This window comes from Streptomyces musisoli, assembly GCF_016741855.1.
Taxonomy (GTDB): Bacteria; Actinomycetota; Actinomycetes; order Streptomycetales; family Streptomycetaceae; genus Streptomyces; species Streptomyces musisoli.
The window spans coordinates 122562-140503 of record NZ_JAERRH010000001.1 but is presented as its reverse complement, the minus strand read 5'-3'; the positions used below and the strand labels follow the sequence as shown (position 1 = coordinate 140503).

Here is a 17942-nt window from a genome sequence, read left to right as displayed (position 1 = left end):
TCCGGTCACCGGCTCGGGCTCGGGGGCACGGCTCGGTCGCCCGGGGCCGTGGTCGGGACGGCGTCGACGAGCGCGGCCAGCGCGGTGGCGAGCCGTTCCAGTCCGGCTCCGGCGGGCCCGCCGGGCTCGGTCATGTAGGTGTCCCGCCGGATCTCCACCATCAGCGCGCTGACCCGGGCGTCCGTCCCGTAGAAGTCCAGCGGCACGTACGTGCCGGCGAACGGGCTGTCCAGGCCGGTCTCCCCGCACCCGGCGAACGCCTTGCGGGCGGCCTCGGTCAGCTCCGGCGGGGTGTGGAAGGCGTCCGTGCCCAGGCACACCGGCGGGCGCGGCCCGGTCCCGTGCAGCTCGTAGGGCAGCGGCTCGGACGGATACGAGTGCACGTCGATGACGACGGCGCGCCCCGTCGCCGCCAGCCGGCCGGCCACCGCCTCCGTCATGGCCCGGGCATAGGGCCGGAACCAGCGGGCGACCAGCGGCTCCGGGTCGGTGCCGGCGGGCCGCAGCTCACCCCGGTGCGTGGTGCGCGTGTACACCGCGCCCATGCCGACGGCCGCCATCTCCTCCCGCTCGTCCGGGAACCGCTCCGGGTCCACGACCAGCCGGGAGAGCCGGTTCTCGAACCGCCAGGGCGTGATCCCGGCCAGCGCGGCGGCCCGCTCGGCGATCTCGGCGGTGTGCGCGTCCGTGATGTGGTCCAGCTCCCGCTCCAGCGCGGCGTCGTCCAGCACGATGCCGTCGCGTACGTCCGCGGGTATCGCCCGTGCCGAGTGCGGCACGTGCAGCAGCACCGGTGACTCGGCGGCGCCGGGGAGAAGGGCGAACGAAGGGGCGGACTCGGTCACGGGCTGCTCCGGGGATGTGGTCGGTGACGGTGTGCACGATCAAGGTGCCACACGGCACTGACAACGCGGACGCGTGCCCGGCCGAACGGCTACCGCACGGGCAAGACGGGCGGGAGCCGGGGCGAACGGCTACCGCACGGGCAAGACGGGCGGGAGCCGGGGCGAACGGCTACCGCACGGGCAAGGCGGGCGGGAGCCGGGGCGAACGGCTCCGCCCCGGCCGGGCGGAGCCGACCGGGGCGGGAGCCGTCAGGAAGCCGTCGGTCCTCGGGGAGGACCGTCAGGCCGCGGACGTCAGCTCAGGGACGCCAGGACCTCGTTCCAGGTGGCCGACGGGCGCATGACCGCGTCCGCCTTGGCCTTCTCGACCTGGTAGTAGCCGCCGATGTCGGCCGGCTTGCCCTGGACCGCGATCAGCTCGTCCACGATCTTCTGCTCGTTGGCGGAGAGCGTCTCGGCGAGCGGCGCGAACGCCTTCGCGAGGCCGGCGTCGTCGGTCTGCTCGGCCAGCTCCTGCGCCCAGTACAGGGACAGGTAGAAGTGGCTGCCGCGGTTGTCGATGCCGCCGACGCGACGGGTCGGGGACTTGTCCTGGTCGAGGAAGGTCGCCGTGGCACGGTCGAGGGTGTCGGCGAGGACCTTGGCGCGGGTGTTGCCGGTGGCCGCCGCGTACTGCTCGAAGGACGGGACGAGCGCGAAGAACTCACCGAGGGAGTCCCAGCGCAGGTAGTTCTCCTTGACCAGCTGCTGGACGTGCTTCGGCGCGGAGCCGCCGGCGCCCGTCTCGAACAGGCCGCCGCCGGCCATCAGCGGGACGACCGACAGCATCTTGGCGCTGGTGCCCAGCTCCAGGATCGGGAACAGGTCGGTCAGGTAGTCACGCAGCACGTTGCCGGTCACCGAGATGGTGTTCTCGCCGCGGCGGATGCGCTCCACCGACAGCTTGGTGGCCTCGACGGGGGACAGGATCTTGATGTCCAGGCCCTCGGTGTCGTGCTCCGTCAGGTACTGGCGGACCTTGGTGATCAGGTTGGCGTCGTGGGCGCGGCCCTCGTCCAGCCAGAACACGGCCGGGTCGCCGGTGGCGCGGGCGCGGGTGACGGCCAGCTTGACCCAGTCGCGGATCGGGGCGTCCTTGGTCTGGCAGGCGCGGAAGATGTCGCCCTGCGCGACCGGCTGCTCGATCAGGACGTTGCCGGCCTGGTCGACCACGCGGACGGTGCCGGCGGTGGGCAGCTCGAAGGTCTTGTCGTGGGAGCCGTACTCCTCGGCCTTCTGCGCCATCAGGCCGACGTTCGGCACCGAGCCCATGGCGGAGGGGTCGTAGGCGCCGTTGGCCCGGCAGTCGTCGATGACGGCCTGGTACACACCGGCGTAGGAGGAGTCCGGGATGACGGCGAGGGTGTCGGCCTCCTGGCCGTCCGGGCCCCACATGTGGCCGGAGGTGCGGATCATCGCCGGCATCGAGGCGTCGATGATGACGTCCGACGGGACGTGCAGGTTGGTGATGCCCTTGTCGGAGTCGACCATCGCCAGGGCCGGGCCCTCGGCGATCTCCGCGTCGAAGGAGGCCTTGATCTCGGCGCCCTCGGGCAGGTTCTCCAGGCCCTTGAGGATGCCGCCGAGGCCGTCGTTCGGGGTGAGGCCGGCGGCCTTGAGGGTCTGTCCGTACTTCGCGAACGTCTTCGGGAAGAAGGCGCGCACCACGTGGCCGAAGATGATCGGGTCGGAGACCTTCATCATCGTGGCCTTCAGGTGCACGGAGAACAGGACGCCCTCCTGCTTGGCCCGGGCGACCTGCGCGGCGAGGAACTGCTCCAGCTCGGCGACGTGCATGACCGAGGCGTCGACGACCTCGTCCTTGAGGACCTTCACCGAGTCCTTCAGGACCGTGGTGGTGCCGTCCTCGCCGACCAGCTCGATGCGCAGCGCGCCGTCCTCGGCGATGATCACGGACTTCTCGGTGGAGCGGAAGTCGTTCTCGCCCATCGTCGCCACATCGGTCTTGGACTCGGAGGTCCAGGCGCCCATGCGGTGCGGGTGGGTCTTGGCGTAGTTCTTCACCGACGCCGGGGCGCGGCGGTCGGAGTTGCCCTCGCGCAGCACCGGGTTGACGGCGGAGCCCTTGACCTTGTCGTAGCGGGCGCGGATGTCGCGCTCCTCGTCGGTCTTCGGGTCGTCCGGGTAGTCCGGCAGGGCGTAGCCCTTGCCCTGGAGCTCGGCGACGGCGGCCTTCAGCTGCGGGATGGACGCCGAGATGTTCGGCAGCTTGATGATGTTGGCCGCGGGGGTCTTGGCCAGCTCGCCCAGCTCGGTCAGCGCGTCGGGGATGCGCTGGTCCTCGTTCAGGTACTCCGGGAAGACGGCGATGAGTCGTCCGGCCAGCGAGATGTCACGCGTCTCCACGGGCACACCGGCCTGCGAGGCGTACGCCTGGATCACCGGCAGGAACGAATGCGTCGCCAGGGCCGGGGCCTCGTCTGTGTAGGTGTAGATGATGGTCGAGTCAGTCACCGGGTGCTCCGCTCCACGTCTGCAACATTGCTCGACATCAAGATATCTCGTGATCGGGGTCGGCTCGACAGGGGTCCTGGCCGGAAAATGTCCCGGCCGTCATCTCTCGCGCGATCCAGCGGCAGATCACGTCCACCACGTACACGTGTTCGGCACGGGTCAGCTGCCGCCCCTTCGGGATGCCGTGCCAGCGCTCCAGGCAGCGCCGGCAGCAGGTGGCGGTCGCGTGCTGGGCCACGAACACGGGGTGGCCGCGGTACGGCGTCTGCTTGCCGTCCTTGTACGGCTCGGCCGGCGCCAGCCGCTTGGCGATCAGGTCGTACGCGTGCCACCGGACGGTCGCCGGGCCCTTCAGCTCGGCGGTCGCCCGGTCCCGCCCGCGCAGGTGGAACCTCGCCCGGAACGGCTGCCGGGCGATCGCGTCGAGCCGCTGGTCGAGGTGGCGTGCCGACGACGGGAGTGGCGGTTGCGGGCTGGAGGTCATGCTCCTTCCAGCGTAGCGGGCAGGAGCACGGCGGCGGGGCTGCTACTGAAGTACCTGGGACGTGACCGGTCCCCGGCCGGCCTTCCTGAGCCGGTCGAGCACGTCGCGTTCCGCGGGCCACAGGGGAGGCTCGGCCGTCCGCGGGAGGAGGGGTCCTGTCACGGCGGCCATGAGGGCCTTGGGGTGCAGCACCCGCGTCGGGGGAGCCGTGAGGCTGGTGACTTCCCACAGCGCCGCCGCCGCGTCGTAGGACCCGGTCGCGGCTCTGGTCAGCCGGCGTGCGTAACGGGCGGCGACCCGGTCGGCGAACGTCGGCTCGCCGCCGTGGACCCCCGGGTACAGGACGTCCATGCCGACGGCGGTGGCCCACGCCGTGTCGACGTGCCGGGCCGCACCGCGCAGGACGCGGCGGGACAGGCCGGGGCCGGCGAGGCCGCTTCGCCGCAGCTCCCGGGCCAGCACCAGCGCGCCGAGCGCCGCCACCGACATGCCCTGCCCGTAGGCGGGATTGAAGGTCGCCAGCGCGTCGCCGAGCACGATGAACCGCTCGGGCCACCGCGCGGACTTCTCGAAGAACCGGCGGGCGTTGCTGGTGCTGCGGCCGCGCGTGACCACCACGTCGGTGAGGGCCTCCGCCCCCGAGACGAGCTGGCCGACGATCGGGTGCGGCAGGCCGAGGATGTAGTCGAGGAAGCCCTGCGCGTCCTGGGGAGGCTCTCCGCCACGGGTGCCGCCCGCGCTCACCATCCACCGGTTTCCCTCGATCGGCAGCACCATGGCGCTCCGGCCGGGCCGGCCGTTGTAGGGGTTCGCCTGCACCACCGTCAGCGGGAACGACTCGGCGCCCGCTGGCGTGCGGTAGATCCGTGTGGCGTTGGTGAGGCCGGAGTCGATCCTCCTCTCCTCGACCCCCCTGATGCCGATGCCGTCGAGCCATTTCAGGCTGCCCGAACCGCGGCCGCTCGCGTCGACGACGAGGTCCGCCTCCAGCTCCGGGCCCAGACCGGGTCCGGCTCCGCTGATCCGGACACCCCGCACGCGCCCGGCGTCGCCCAGGAGCCCTTCCACGGTCGCCCGGTGGATCGAGACGTGGGGACCGGTGTCCAGCAGGGCCTGCCGGAGGACCCAGTCCAGCAGCGCGCGCGTGCAGGTGATCATGTGGGGCCCGTCCCACCTCCAGCGGGGGAACCACCCACTGTCCGGGGTGAGGGCCAGCATGCCGTTGCCGAGGGAGATCCGGTGCGCACCCGCGTCCAGGAGACGGTCACGCACGCTCACCGGGAAGAGGGCCTCCATGGCCGACAGCCCGCCGGCCATGAGCAGATGGGCGTGCCGGCCCTGGGGGACACCGCGCCGGTTCTCGGGACCCTGCGGAAGCTCGTCCCGGTCGAGAAGAAGGATCTCCAGCGCGGGTTCGGCGCGTGACAGCGCCGCGGCGGTCATGAGTCCGGCCGTGCCGGCTCCGATCACGACAGCTTTCTGCGACAACGGGTTCTCCCTGTAGCGTTCATGAGGCGACGTCACTGCGTTCTCACCTGCTCCGGTGCCGCCTCGCGGAGGCGGTGCACAGCGTTCGCCAGCTCGACCAGATCAATGGTGACGCGGAACTTCTCGGGTGGGTCGGCGGGGCCGTCGCCCCTGCCCGACGCACGGCGCAGACCGTCGATGATCATCGCCTGCTCGGAGGCCATGCGCGCCCTTTCCCGTCGCTCGCCACGGTCCACGGCGGCCGCGTACGCCGTGTGGCCGACCTGCTGGTCGAAGTGGGCGGTCAGTTGCAGCAGGGCGTCGCGGATGTTGGCCTCGAGCAGATAGAGACGGCTGCTCGGCAGCTGGTACCAGGTCGGTCCCGCGACCTGGGGGGCCGTCGCCACGTCCTTCACCGCCGACCACAGGGGCCTCAGCGCGCGGTAGGTGGCCAGGCTCTGCTTCTCCGTGGCGGCGGCGGACGCCAGGCGCGGGAGGACGAATCCGGCGGAGTAGATCAGCGCGCCGAGCGCGGCGGCCGGCGGGGCGACGGTGGTGGACAGGACGTCCAGGTCGTATCCCAGCCAGCGGGCGACGACCGCGGTGACCTTGGCGAGGGTGAACCCCAGGGCGTCGAGCAGCAGGCCGGCGAGGATCAGCCGGAGGCCGATGCGCAGAAGGCCCGTGACCTCGTCGCGTGCCCACTTCAGGCAGACGGCGCTCAGGACGATGGTGCTCGCCAGATGGCCCATCAGGTAGAGAACGATCATCTCCCGCATGTACGGGGTGTTCGCGTAGTACGTGTCCAGATCGGTGAGGCGTTCCGTGTGCGCGTCGGCGAGGCTGAAGAGTACGACGATGGCGATGACGAGCGCGCCGTAGACGGCCACCGTCATCCGGGTCATCCGCCGTATCTGCTCGTGCGGACCGCCCTTCCAGTGGATCAGCAGGATGATCAGGGAGCAGCTCAGGGCGGAGATCGAGGCGTAGGTCAGCGGGGCGCCCACGTTGGGGATGCCGGTGGCGTGGTTGACCGCGGCGAGCGTGACCGGAGCGGACCAGAAGAAGCACACGGCGGCGATGAACGCGGTGGCCCGTGTGGCGATGGACAGCGGGGAGCGGGGAGTCCTGCGCGGTCGGCGGAGCAGTATGGCGGCCAGGGCCAGCAGCAGGGACGCCATATACACGACAAGACTCATCTTTCGGGGACTCCGTTCGTGTCCGCGGGCTGTGGGGGGGATTCGTGCGGTTCCGGATCCGCGGTCACACCGACCGGGCCGCGGCGGGGCTCGGCTCGGCGGCCCGTGTCTCCCGCTCGGACCTCTTCACGGCGTCGGCGATCAGAACCAGGGACACGGCATCGCGCGGGTGGGAGAGGCGCGCGGGGACGCCGGCGGGCTTGGGCGCGGGACGGGTGCTGCGCTGGACGGCCGCGGCGATGGTCGCGGCCCACGCCGCGGAAGCGGCCCTCTGCCAGTCGCCCGTCTTCTCCAGCTCCGCGTCGAACCTCGCGTTGTAGAGCCCCTCGTCGTACAGCGTCTCGATCGCGAGGAGGCCGTTGTGGACGGTGCTCCAGCGCCAGGTGCCCCACAGGAACGGGGAGCGGGGCCGTTCGACACGCAGGGCGCGGTCCGTGAGAACCGGATCCAGCACCGCATCGAGGGGCGCCAGCCGGAAGAAGTCGCGGCAGGCCGACAGATGGTGGCCGGCGATGGGGAGGAGGACGCCCGCCACGGTGAGCAGCGCCCCCAGGCCGGCGCACACGGGCGGCACGGACGTCCCCAGGACCGCCCAGTCCCGGCCGGTCCACCGGGCGCCGACAGCGACCAGCTTGGAGACGCTGTACGCGGCGCTGAGGACCGTACCGGCCCCGATCGTCAGCAGGCTGGCCCGCAGCCAGGGCCGCTTGCGCACCTCGGCCTCGAAGCCCCAGCGCAGCGACCAGACGGCGCTCACCGTCGTGGCCGTCAGATGGGCCAGCAGATAGAGGACGACCATCTCGGAGATCCAGGGCGTCGTCGCGTAGTAGGTGTCGAAGTCGCTGCGCCGTTCGACGCCGGCGTCGCCCAGGACGAACAGGACCGCGACACCGACGAGGACCGTCGCGTACCCGTAGATCCAGTTCCGTGTCGTCCGGCGCATGGAGGGGCCGCCGCGCCAGCAGGCGATCAGGATCAGCAGTGCGGCGCTGTACGCGGTGATCGAGGCGTAGGTCAGGGGGGCGGCCAGATTGGACACGCCGCTGACCCGGTTGATCACTCTCACCGAACTCGGTGCCCCGAAGAGGAAGCACAGCGACGCGAACGCCAGCACCCCGTTGATGGCACGGAGCGAGGGATCGGCCCAGTTCCGGATCAGGTCCGGCAGCTTCATCAGGAGCCCGATCCACAGCAGTCCGCAGCTTATGTAGTTGATCGACCCACTCATCTGCGGTTCCCCCGGTAGTTGAGAGCGTCTGCGATGCGGCGGGCCGTCTCGCCGGTGATGACGTCCCGCTCCATCAGCGCCCGCATCTCCTGCCCCACCCGGATCCCGAAGAGTTCCGCTTCCTTCTCGGGATCCTCGTCGAAGCGCGAACGCGCCGCGGCCGGCCGGTCGCCGTGCACATGCCCCGACTCCAGCGCCTCCCAGGCGCCGCTCGCCAGTTGCTCGGGTGTGAAGCCGTCCTTCTGCCGCATGTGCCACAGTTCGTGGCCGAAGATCTGCGCCTGATGCCAGACCTCCGCGTCCTGCTCGATGATGACGTCGTCGCGGTCCGCTCGTTCCAGCCACATCCCCGTGGCCTTGAACTCGCGCGGGATGTGCACCTTGTGCACCTCGAGCCTGCGCTCGCCGCGCCACTGCCGGGCGGACTCGACCAGCGCCGCGAACAGGGCCTCGGGATCCGTGAGAGCCGCCAGGTCGTCGTCCGCCCCGGCCCCGCTCAGCCTCTCGCGAACCGGGGCGATGAGCGTCTCGGCGAACTGACGCATCTCCTTGTCGCGCCTCCGTAACCGCTGCCATTGGCGGAGCCGGATCAGAGCGGTCATCGCCCACCTCGGCGGTCGCGCGAAGCGGAGGAACCCCAAAGGACGCCCGCCGGGTGGACGGTGCACGGCGCGAGGAGCCGCGGACGGCGTGGCGACGGGCGGGTTCCGGCGGTCACCACGTACGCCCCTGCCGCGCCGGGCGGGCGCCGGCCTGCCGGCCGGGACCGTCGCCGTACTCCCGGCCCTGTCCGCCGCTGCCGGCGACGGGCGGGGCGCTGCGGGTGACGGCCTCCGCCCACTGCGCCATCGCCTGCACGCCGGACGGCGACAGAAGGCCGCGCGCGGCCAGCCGGAGGATCTCGGGGGTACGGAGCCCGGCGAGGGGGTCCGATCTCGACTCGTACGCCTGGAGATGCCGCTGCAGCGCCTCGTCGAGTGCCTCCGGTTCGTCGGCGAAGAAGAACCCGGGCGGCAGGGCGAAGAAGCGCCGGAGCCGGTCAGCCGACTCCAGGCCGGGTATGCCCTTCCTGCGCCACTCGCTCATCGTCTGACGGGTCACGCCCGCGGCCGCGGCGATCTCTTCGAGGGTGTACCGCTTTCCGTCGCCGCGCCGACGGGTCTCCCGGAGGAAGTCGAGCCGCTGCCGCACGCGTTGTGCGACGGACGTCTCCTCGGCCCGCCCGCCCGCCAGCAGGTTCACCACGACCGGCTCGGGGATCCCCGTCTCGTACGACAGGTCCTCGGTGCTGAGCGCCCGGGCCAACTCGGTGTGCCCGGAAGCGCACTGGATGCGCTCCAGGGTTCCGGCCAGTCGTGCGTAGGCGTCGTCTGCTGCCACCGGGCATTCTCCTGGGCGCGTTGCTGATCAGGGGCGGGACCTACGCGAGGGTATCCGCATCACCTCTACCGGTCGACAGTGTCGGGAAAAACTGCCCGTGCGGGCAGGCTCGGCCGACATCGCCTGGTGAGGCGGGCCCCGGGACGGTCGTGGGGCCCGCCTCGGTTCTCTAGTCGGCCAGGGGTGCCCCGCCGACGACGTCCTCCCCGCTCCGCTGCTGCGGAATCACCACCGACCCCGGCTGGAACGCCACGGTACGGGTGGGGGCGGGGATGCGGATGCCCTCCGCGCGGTAGCGGCGGTGCAGGCGCTTGATGAACTCGTGCTTGATCCGGTACTGGTCGCTGAACTCGCCCACGCCGAGGATCACCGTGAACCCGATCCGTGAGTCGCCGAAGGTGTGGAAGCGGATGGCGGCCTCGTGGTCGGGGACCGCGCCGGTGACGTCCGTCATCACCTCCGTGACCACCTCCGAGGTCACCCGCTCGACGTGCTCCAGGTCGGAGTCGTAGCTCACGCCCACCTGCACCAGGACGGTCAGTTCCTGCTCGGGGCGCGTGTAGTTGGTCATGTTGGCCTTGGCGAGCTGGCCGTTGGGGATGACCACGAGGTTGTTGGAGAGCTGGCGGACGGTCGTCTGGCGCCAGTTGATGTCCACGACGTAGCCCTCCTCGCCGCTGCTGAGCCGGATGTAGTCACCGGGCTGGACGGTCTTGGAGGCGAGGATGTGGACGCCCGCGAAGAGGTTGGCGAGCGTGTCCTGAAGGGCCAGCGCCACCGCGAGACCGCCGACGCCCAGGGCTGTGAGCAGGGGCGCTATCGAGATCCCGAGGGTCTGCAGGACGACCAGGAAGCCGATCGCCAGGACCAGGACGCGGGTGATGTTGACGAAGATGGTCGCCGAGCCCGCCACCCCCGAGCGGGACTGGGTGACCGAGCGGACCAGGCCCGCGATCACCCGGGCCGCGGAGAAGGTCACCACGACGATCAGCCAGACCTCCAGCACCTGGTTGACGTGGTGCTGTACGGACCGGGTCAGCGGCAGCACCGCCGCCGCGGCGGACGCGCCGCCCGCGATCGCCGCCCAGGGGACGACCGAGCGCAGCGCGTCCACGATGACGTCGTCGCCGCTCCAGCGGGTCCGCTTGGCGTGCCCCGCGAGCCAGCGCAGCAGGGTGCGCGACATGAAGGCGAGCACCAGGCCCGCCCCCAGGGCGATGCCGGCGAGGACGAGGTCGTCCAGGGTCAGCGAGCGGTTCACCGGTCACCTCCGGAGTGCGCAGCCACTGCGGGAGGCCGGTTGTGAAGTCTCGTCACGTTGTCACCTGCTCGATGTCCGGGATGTGCGACCGCGCCGGCCCGGGAACTCCGGTGACCGGCGCGCTCGTTCATCCTGCCGTATCCGGCACTCCGGTTCGTACCGGGAGCGGTGGCCGCGGACGGCGGCTCAGACGATGCCCTCCGCGAGTTCCGCCTGGTCACGGTCGCTGCCGTACGCGGCGGTGGTGGGCGTTCCGTACGACCGTCGGGCGACGTACCACCAGACGCTGGCGAGGACGAGGACCACGGCGAGGGCGATGGAGGCGTAGTTCATCGTGTCGACCGTGACCGGCGACGCCTGCGGCAGGCAGAACAGTACCGTCACGCACGCCACCCAGCCGACCGCGATCCAGCCGATCGGCCTGCTCCAGCGGCCCAGGTGCCACGGTCCCGGCCGGAAACGGTCGCCCGCGCGCAGCCGGAGGAAGACGGGGATCGCGTAGGCCGGGGTGATGCCGATGACGTTGATGGCGGTCACCGCGTTGTACGCCGTCGCCGAGTAGAGCGACGGCAGGGCGAGGACGCCGGCCACGACGACGGACAGCCAGACGGCGGCGACCGGGGTCTGCGTACGGCCGCTCACCTTGCGCCACAGGTGCGAGCCGGGCAGTGCCCCGTCCCGGCTGAACGCGAACACCATCCGGCTGGCCGCGGCGACCTCGGCGTTGCCGCAGAACAGCTGGGCGATGATGACCACGAGGAGCAGCGCGCTGGCGCCGTTGGTGCCGAGGCCGTCGAGCATGATCTGGGCGGGCGGCACACCGGTGTCCGTGGTGCGCGTGGCGTCGTAGTCCTGGATGGCGAAGGTGAGTCCGGCCAGCAGCACGAACCCCGCGATCCAGGACACCCAGATGGCCCGGACGATGCCGCGCGACGCCGCCACCGAGGCGTGCGAGGTCTCCTCCGACAGGTGCGCGGAGGCGTCGTAGCCGGAGAACGTGTACTGCGCGAGGAGCAGGCCGACCGCGGCCACGTACAGCGGGTTGTCCCAGCCGGTCCCGTTGACGAACTCGGTGAACACGAAGGACGGTGACCGGTGGTGGTCGGGGACGATCGCCAGCACGCCGACGATCAGCGCGACGCCCGCCAGGTGCCACCACACGCTGACCGAGTTGAGCAGGCTCACCAGGCGCACGCCGAACAGGTTCAGCACCGCGTGCAGCAGCAGGATGGCGCAGAAGATCAGCATGGTCTTGCCGGGCGTCGGTTCGAAGCCCCACCGGATGCTGGCGAACGCGCCGGTGAACAGGGCCGCGCCGTAGTCGATGCCGGCGATCGCGCCGAGCAGACCGAGCAGGTTCAGCCAGCCCGTGTACCAGCCCCAGCGGCGGCCGCCGAGCCGGTCGGCCATGTAGTACAGGGCGCCGGAGGTCGGATAGGCGCTGGTGACCTCGGCGAGCGCGAGGCCGACGCACAGCACGAACAGGCCGACGCCGGCCCAGCCCCACAGCATCACGGCGGGGCCGCCGGTGCCCAGACCGAAGCCGTACAGGGTCATGCAGCCGGACAGGATCGAGATCACCGAGAAGCTGATGGCGAAGTTGCCGAAGCCGCCCATGCGGCGGGCCAGCACGGGCCGGTAGCCCAGTTCGCGCAGGCGCTGCTCCTCGTCCTGCTGCGGCAGGCCGGGAGAGGGGGCGGGCGAGGGATCGGGGGTGGGGGACACGCGGAGACCTCCGGGATCGGACAGTTGTCGAGACAGTTGTCGAACGGGGACCTTGCGGGGTGGTGCGGAGGGCGGTACCTGGGGTGCCTGGGCCGTATTGCGTGGTGCCTGGGCCGTACCGGGTGGAGCGGTGGAGCGTTCCGGGTGGAGCGGGCGAGCGGTGGAGCGATCCGGGGCGGAGCGGTCAAGCGTTCGGGGGCGCGGAAGGTGGTTCAGGGACGAACTTCCGGGAGGAGCTTCCGGAGGTATTTCCGGGGGGAGAACATCCGGGGAACACAGGGTCTTTCACGGGTGACGGCGTCAGTTCCCGTCTCCAGGCGGCAGGTTCAGGGGCGTGAGCCGTCCGCGGCGGCCCCGCAACGGTCCCGGGCCTGGACGAAGACCTCCACGGCCCGGTCCCGGTCCCGGGTGCGGTACATCCAGGGCGGGGGCGTGAAATAGGGGCCGATCGCCTCGAACACGCGGGCCGCGTCCGGGAACTGGAGGGAGCCCCACAGCGCGTGGGCCAGGTGGTTGAGGTCCGGCAGCGCGCGTTCGGCGGGCTCGGTCCGCTCGAACCACTCGTGCAGTGCGCGCCGCGCCTCGCGGGCCGCCTCCTCCACGATCCAGTGCAGGTCCAGCGCCGCGTCGTGCCCGCTGTCGCGCCGGTAGCGCTCGACGCGGACGTACAGCGGCAGCAGGTGCAGCGCGGAACCGGGCGGGGCCTGGCCGGCGGCCCACTGTGCGTACCCGGCGGCCTCCGCGAGCCGGCCCGAACCGCCGCGCGCGTACAGGAACTGGAGCATCCGGTGGTGGGCCTCGCGATTGAAGGGGTCGCGCCTGCCGGCCTCGGCCAGCAGCCCCCAGGGACCCGGTGGCAGCATCGGCTCCGGCGGGGCGGCCCGGTGCTCCTCCCAGCGCTGCTCGGGATCGAGCTGGGCCAGCGCCAGCAGGCAGACCCAGGGCACGGGGTCCTTCGGCGCGGCCACCGTGGCCGACTGGGCGGCGTCCCATGCCTCGATCCACAACTCGTGGGTGCGGCGGTGCTGTTCGCGCCGGGCCCGCAGCGCCCGCTCCACCCCGACCCGGGCGTGCATGACCGCCGCGTGCACGCTGTCCGGCTCCTCGGCGAGCCACGCCCGGACCACGTCGGTGCCGGCCGCGGCCGCCGCCAGCACCTGGGTGCGCTGGGTCCACTGCCACCGGTGGGCGGTCTCCGCGAGCAGGGTGCGCATGGCCATCCAGCGGCCGGTGCGCAGGTCCTGGAGTGCGGTGCGCAGGGCGTGGTCGGGGCCGGCGGGATCGTAGGAGGGGCGGACTCCGTCTCTGGCCATCAGCCGCCGGCCCCGGGCCACTGGCGCACGGGCGAGGTGGCGGGGTGACGTTGCAACAGCCCTCCCCTGGGCGGTGGTGGAGCGGTCTTCGTGTGGTCGGCGGTCACTATAGAGGCGGAGGTTCCGGCGTACCATTGTTGCCAAGTCAACTATCCAGCCAGGTGAGTTGACCGCGAGGCGGAACACCTTGACGCCGGGACCGGTACGGCGGCAGGCTGGCGCGGTGATCTTCAGGACCGGAGCGAAGGGCGCGCGATGACGGGGCCGGTGCTCGCCGTCGACCAGGGCACGTCCGGTACCAAGGCGCTGGTGGTCTGCCCGGAACGCGGTGTCCTCGGCAGCGGTTTCGCCGAGGTGCGCCCCCGGTATCTGCCCGGCGGCCTGGCCGAGGTGGATCCGTCCCGGCTGTACGACTCGGTGGTCGAAGCCGGCCGGCGGGCACTCGCCGAGGCCGGTGAGGACGTCGTCGCGCTCGGCCTCGCCAACCAGGGCGAGACCGTCCTCGCCTGGGACCCGGTCACCGGCCGGCCGCTCACCGACGCCCTGGTCTGGCAGGACCGGCGCGCCGAGACCGTCTGCGAGGAACTGGGCGAGCACGCCGAGGAGTTGCGCCGGCTGACCGGTCTGCCCCTCGATCCGTACTTCGCCGCGCCCAAGATGGCCTGGATCCGCCGCCACCTCACCCGCGAGGGCGTCGTCACCACCTCCGACGCCTGGCTGGTCCACCGCCTCACCGGCGCCTACGTCACCGACGCCGCGACCGCCGGCCGCACGCAGCTCCTGGACCTGGACCGCGCCGAGTGGTCCCCGCGCGCCCTGGACCTCTACGGCCTGGCCGGCGAGCGCCTGCCCGAGGTCACCGACGCGGCCCGGCCGGTGGGGACGACCACGGCGTTCGGTCCCGAGATCCCGCTCACCGGGCTGATCGTCGACCAGCAGGCCGCCCTGCTCGCCCAGCGTGTCACCGTCCCCGGCGCCGCCAAGTGCACGTACGGCACCGGCGCGTTCCTGCTCGCGCACACCGGCGACCGCCCCCGGCGCGGCGACTCCGGCCTGGTCAGCTGCGTGGCCTGGCGGCTCGCCGGACACACCAGCTACTGCCTGGACGGCCAGGTCTACACCGCCGCCTCCGCCGTCCGCTGGCTCACCGACCTCGGCGTCATCTCCTCCGCCGCCGACCTCGACCCGGTCGGCGGCGCCGTCCCGGACAGCGGCGGCGTCACCTTCGTCCCGGCCCTCGCCGGACTCGCCGCCCCCTGGTGGCGCGGCGACCTGCGCGGCTCCCTCACCGGACTCGGTCTCGACACCACGCCCGGGCACCTGGTGCGGGCCCTGTGCGAGGGCATCGCAGCCCAGGTCGCCGAACTCGCCGAGGCCGCCGCCGGCGACCTGGGCGCGCCCCTGGACACGCTCCGCGTCGACGGCGGACTCACCCGCTCGGCGCTGCTCATGCAGACCCAGGCGGACCTGCTGCAACGCCCCGTCGAGGTGTCCGCGCTGCCCGACGCCACCGCGCTCGGCGCCGCCGCCCTCGCCCGCCTCGGCGCCGACCCCGCGCTCGGCGTCGAGGACGCCCTGCCCGTCTGGAAGCCCGCCGCGGTGTACGAGCCCCGCATCCCGGCGGGGCCGGCCGCCGAACGCCGGGCCGGCTTCCGTACCGCCGTAGCGGCCCTGCTCGGCCCGTGACGGTCACCGCGGACGGCCCGCTGCCGTCGACGCCGTACGACGTCGCGATCGTCGGCGCGGGGGTCGTCGGCTGCGCCATCGCCCGCGCACTCGCCCACCACCCCCGGCTCCGCGTCGCCCTGGTGGAGGCCCAGGACGACGTCGGCCAGGGCACCTCCAAGGCCAACACCGCCATCCTGCACACCGGTTTCGACGCGGCGCCCGGCACCCTTGAGGCCCGGCTGGTCCGTGAGGGGCACCGGCTGCTCGGTGCCTACGCGGCCGAGTCCGGCATCCCCGTCGAGCGGACCGGCGCCCTGCTCGTCGCCTGGGACGAGGAGCAGCTCGCCGCCCTGCCCCGGCTGGCCGAGAAGGCCGGGCGCAACTCCCGCACCGACACGCGCCTGCTGGGCCCCGGGGAGCTGTACGCCCGGGAACCCCACCTCGGCCCCGGCGCGCTGGGCGCCCTGCACGTCCCCGGCGAGAGCATCATCTGTCCCTGGACGACGACCCTGGCGTACGCCACCCAGGCGGTGCGGGCCGGGACCGACCTGCACCTCGGCACGGACGTACGGGAGGTGGAGCGGACGCCCGACGGCCACCGCCTGACCACCAGCCGCGGCACCCTGCGCACCCGGTACCTGGTCAACGCGGCCGGCCTGCACGCCGACACCCTCGACCGCCGCCTCGGTCACGAGGACTTCACCGTCACCCCGCGCCGGGGCCAGCTCCTCGTCTACGACACGTTCGCCCGCCCGTTGGTCCGGCACATCCTGCTGCCCGTCCCGACGGCCCTCGGCAAGGGCGTCCTCGTCGCCCCCACGGTCCACGGCAACGTCCTGCTCGGTCCCACCGCCGAGGACCTGCCCGACAAGGGGGCCACCGAGTCCACCGCCGACGGCCTCGCCCTGCTCCGGGAGAAGGGCCGCCGTATCCTGCCCGCCCTGCTCGACGAGGAGGTCACCGCCGTCTACGCAGGGCTGCGCGCGGCCACCGGGGACGAGGACTACCGGATCGCCGCGCACCCCGGACAGGCGTACGTCACCGTCGGCGGCATCCGCTCCACCGGCCTGACCGCGTCCCTGGCCATCGCCGCCCACGTCACCGGCCTGCTGGCCGCCACCGGACTCGACCTCGGCCCCGCACGCGCCCCGGAGCCGGTCACCATGCCGGACCTGGGCCGGGCCTCCCCGCGCCCCTGCCAGGAACCCGAACGCGTCGCCGCCGACCCCGAGTACGGCACCCTGGTCTGCCACTGCGAACGCGTCTCCCGCGGCGAGATCCGCGACGCCCTGGCCGCGACGATCCCACCCCGCACCCTGGAGGGCCTGCGCCGCCGCACCCGGGCACGGGCGGGCCGCTGCCAGGGGTTCTACTGCGGGGCGGCGGTGCGGGAGCTGTTCGAGCGGGGGACGGGACGGTCGGCGGCCGGGGCGCGGCATGACGAGCGATGACGTGCGGGGAGTGCCGAGCGGTGACGTGCGGGCGGTGGTGAGCGATGACGTCTGGGCGGTGGCGGGCGATGACGTGCGGGCCGGGGCGAGCCATGACGTGGCGGCGACCATGAACGGAACCCGGACCCGAACCGGGACCATCCCCTCCGTGGGGACCGTGCGCCGCGTCGACGTCCTCGTCGTCGGTGCGGGTCCCGCCGGACTCGCCGCCGCCGCCCGGCTGGCCGCCGCCGGTGCCGGGCGGGTGGAGGTGCTGGAGCGGGAGACACGGCCCGGGGGAGTGCCCCGGCACTGCGCCCACGGCGGCTTCGGCACCTGGGGCCGCCCCCTGACCGGCCCCCGGTACGCCCGGCTGCTGGCGGAGGCGGCCGAGCGGGCCGGCGCCACCGTCCGGACCGGGGTGTCGGCGCTGGACTGGGGTCCCGAGGGACCGGTCCTGCACACCACAGGGCCTCGCGGACCGGAGACGATCGAGGCACGGGCGGTGATCCTGGCCACCGGCGCCCGCGAGCGCCCCCGCGCGGCCCGGCTGGTACCCGGCACCCGGCCCGCCGGCGTCTGGACCACCGGCGAACTCCAGCAGGCCGTCCACCTGTTCGGGCAGCACATCGGCACCCGCGCGGTCGTGGTGGGTGCCGAGGACGTGTCCTACGCGGCCGTAGGCGCCGTCCGCGCGGCCGGCGCTGAGGTCGTCGCCCTGGTCACGGAACATCCGCGTGCGCAGACGAGCCGTAGCCGTGCCTGGTCGGCCCGTGTGCGCGGGGGTGTCCCGCTGCTGACGGAGACGACCGTCGCCGAACTCCTCGGCAGGGGCCGCCTGTCCGGCGTGCGCGTCCGCCACCGTGACGGCCGTACCGCCGAACTGTCCTGCGACACCGTCGTGTTCACCGGCGACTTCGTCCCCGAGCACGAACTCGCCCGCCGGGGCGGCCTCGCACTCGACCCCGGCACCCGCGGCCCGGCCGTCGGCGGCCGCCTGCACACCTCGCGCCCCGGTGTCCTCGCCGCCGGCAACGTCCTGCACGCCGCGGAACGTGCCGGAACGGCCGCCCGCGAGGGCGCGCTCGCGGCCGGGGCCGTGCTGGACTTCCTGGCGGGAACCCCCTGGCCGGACCGCGGGGTCCCGCTCACCGTCGAGGCGCCGCTGCGCTGGATCACCCCGAACCGCCTCGACCCGGCCGCCCGGCCCGCCCGCTACGTCCTGCGCACCACCACCCCGCTGACCCGGCCCGTGCTCCACGTCCACCAGGACGGACGCCTTCTGCACCGCGAACGACCCACCCCCGGCACCGCCCTGCCGCACCGCCCCCTGACCCTGACCACCCGCTGGCACGACCGTGCCGACCCCGACGGCGGCCCGGTACGGATCACCACGGGCTGATCGGGCCCACGAGGACCAGGGCATGA

The 17942-nt window shown here is 72.9% G+C and carries 14 protein-coding genes; 3 read left to right on the top strand and 11 right to left on the bottom strand.

Going from position 1 to position 17942, the window contains the following annotated elements:
- Positions 1 to 5: 5 nt before the first annotated feature.
- The 11 genes from JK361_RS00430 to JK361_RS00380 all read right to left on the bottom strand — a co-directional run bounded on the left by JK361_RS00430 (position 6) and on the right by JK361_RS00380 (position 13416).
- Positions 6 to 845 (bottom strand): N-formylglutamate amidohydrolase, encoded by an 840-nt coding sequence (locus tag JK361_RS00430; RefSeq protein ID WP_201813566.1) that lies wholly within the window; start codon positions 843 to 845, stop codon positions 6 to 8.
- 294 nt (positions 846 to 1139) lie between these two features.
- On the bottom strand, positions 1140 to 3359 hold the full coding sequence (locus JK361_RS00425; protein WP_201813565.1) for an NADP-dependent isocitrate dehydrogenase: 2220 nt from the start codon (positions 3357 to 3359) through the stop codon (positions 1140 to 1142).
- A 37-nt stretch (positions 3360 to 3396) separates the two neighbouring features.
- Complete coding sequence (locus JK361_RS00420) at positions 3397 to 3843, bottom strand: DUF4186 domain-containing protein (protein ID WP_201813564.1); 447 nt, start codon at positions 3841 to 3843, stop codon at positions 3397 to 3399.
- A 42-nt stretch (positions 3844 to 3885) separates the two neighbouring features.
- Positions 3886 to 5331 carry an FAD-dependent oxidoreductase gene (locus JK361_RS00415; RefSeq protein WP_236052289.1) on the bottom strand — a complete coding sequence of 482 codons (1446 nt, stop codon included), beginning with the start codon at positions 5329 to 5331 and terminating at the stop codon, positions 3886 to 3888.
- Positions 5332 to 5363: 32 nt separating this feature from the next.
- Positions 5364 to 6509, bottom strand: coding sequence for an MAB_1171c family putative transporter (locus tag JK361_RS00410; protein WP_201813563.1), 1146 nt, complete (start codon positions 6507 to 6509; stop codon positions 5364 to 5366).
- A gap of 64 nt (positions 6510 to 6573) precedes the next feature.
- Positions 6574 to 7737: a hypothetical protein gene (locus tag JK361_RS00405; protein ID WP_201813562.1), complete on the bottom strand. Its 1164-nt coding sequence runs from the start codon at positions 7735 to 7737 to the stop codon at positions 6574 to 6576.
- Positions 7734 to 8339 carry a toxin gene (locus JK361_RS00400; protein WP_201813561.1) on the bottom strand — a complete coding sequence of 202 codons (606 nt, stop codon included), beginning with the start codon at positions 8337 to 8339 and terminating at the stop codon, positions 7734 to 7736. Before JK361_RS00400 ends, JK361_RS00405 begins: the two co-directional genes overlap by 4 nt.
- A gap of 112 nt (positions 8340 to 8451) precedes the next feature.
- Positions 8452 to 9117, bottom strand: coding sequence for a helix-turn-helix transcriptional regulator (locus JK361_RS00395; RefSeq protein ID WP_201813560.1), 666 nt, complete (start codon positions 9115 to 9117; stop codon positions 8452 to 8454).
- 169 nt (positions 9118 to 9286) lie between these two features.
- On the bottom strand, positions 9287 to 10378 hold the full coding sequence (locus JK361_RS00390; RefSeq protein ID WP_201813559.1) for a mechanosensitive ion channel family protein: 1092 nt from the start codon (positions 10376 to 10378) through the stop codon (positions 9287 to 9289).
- 186 nt (positions 10379 to 10564) lie between these two features.
- Positions 10565 to 12103, bottom strand: a complete 1539-nt coding sequence (locus tag JK361_RS00385; RefSeq protein ID WP_201813558.1) for an amino acid permease — start codon at positions 12101 to 12103, stop codon at positions 10565 to 10567.
- A 326-nt stretch (positions 12104 to 12429) separates the two neighbouring features.
- Complete coding sequence (locus JK361_RS00380) at positions 12430 to 13416, bottom strand: hypothetical protein (protein ID WP_201813557.1); 987 nt, start codon at positions 13414 to 13416, stop codon at positions 12430 to 12432.
- A 255-nt stretch (positions 13417 to 13671) separates the two neighbouring features.
- Between JK361_RS00380 and JK361_RS00375 the strand changes: the two genes are divergently transcribed.
- The 3 genes from JK361_RS00375 (at position 13672) to JK361_RS00365 (ending at position 17916) form a co-directional block, all read left to right on the top strand.
- On the top strand, positions 13672 to 15102 hold the full coding sequence (locus tag JK361_RS00375) for an FGGY family carbohydrate kinase (RefSeq protein ID WP_201813556.1): 1431 nt from the start codon (positions 13672 to 13674) through the stop codon (positions 15100 to 15102).
- Entirely contained in the window at positions 15099 to 16535 is a 1437-nt protein-coding gene (locus JK361_RS00370) for an FAD-dependent oxidoreductase (RefSeq protein ID WP_201813555.1), read from the top strand. Before JK361_RS00375 ends, JK361_RS00370 begins: the two co-directional genes overlap by 4 nt.
- Positions 16536 to 16644: 109 nt before the next feature.
- Positions 16645 to 17916, top strand: coding sequence for an NAD(P)/FAD-dependent oxidoreductase (locus tag JK361_RS00365; RefSeq protein ID WP_201814212.1), 1272 nt, complete (start codon positions 16645 to 16647; stop codon positions 17914 to 17916).
- Positions 17917 to 17942 lie beyond the last annotated feature (26 nt).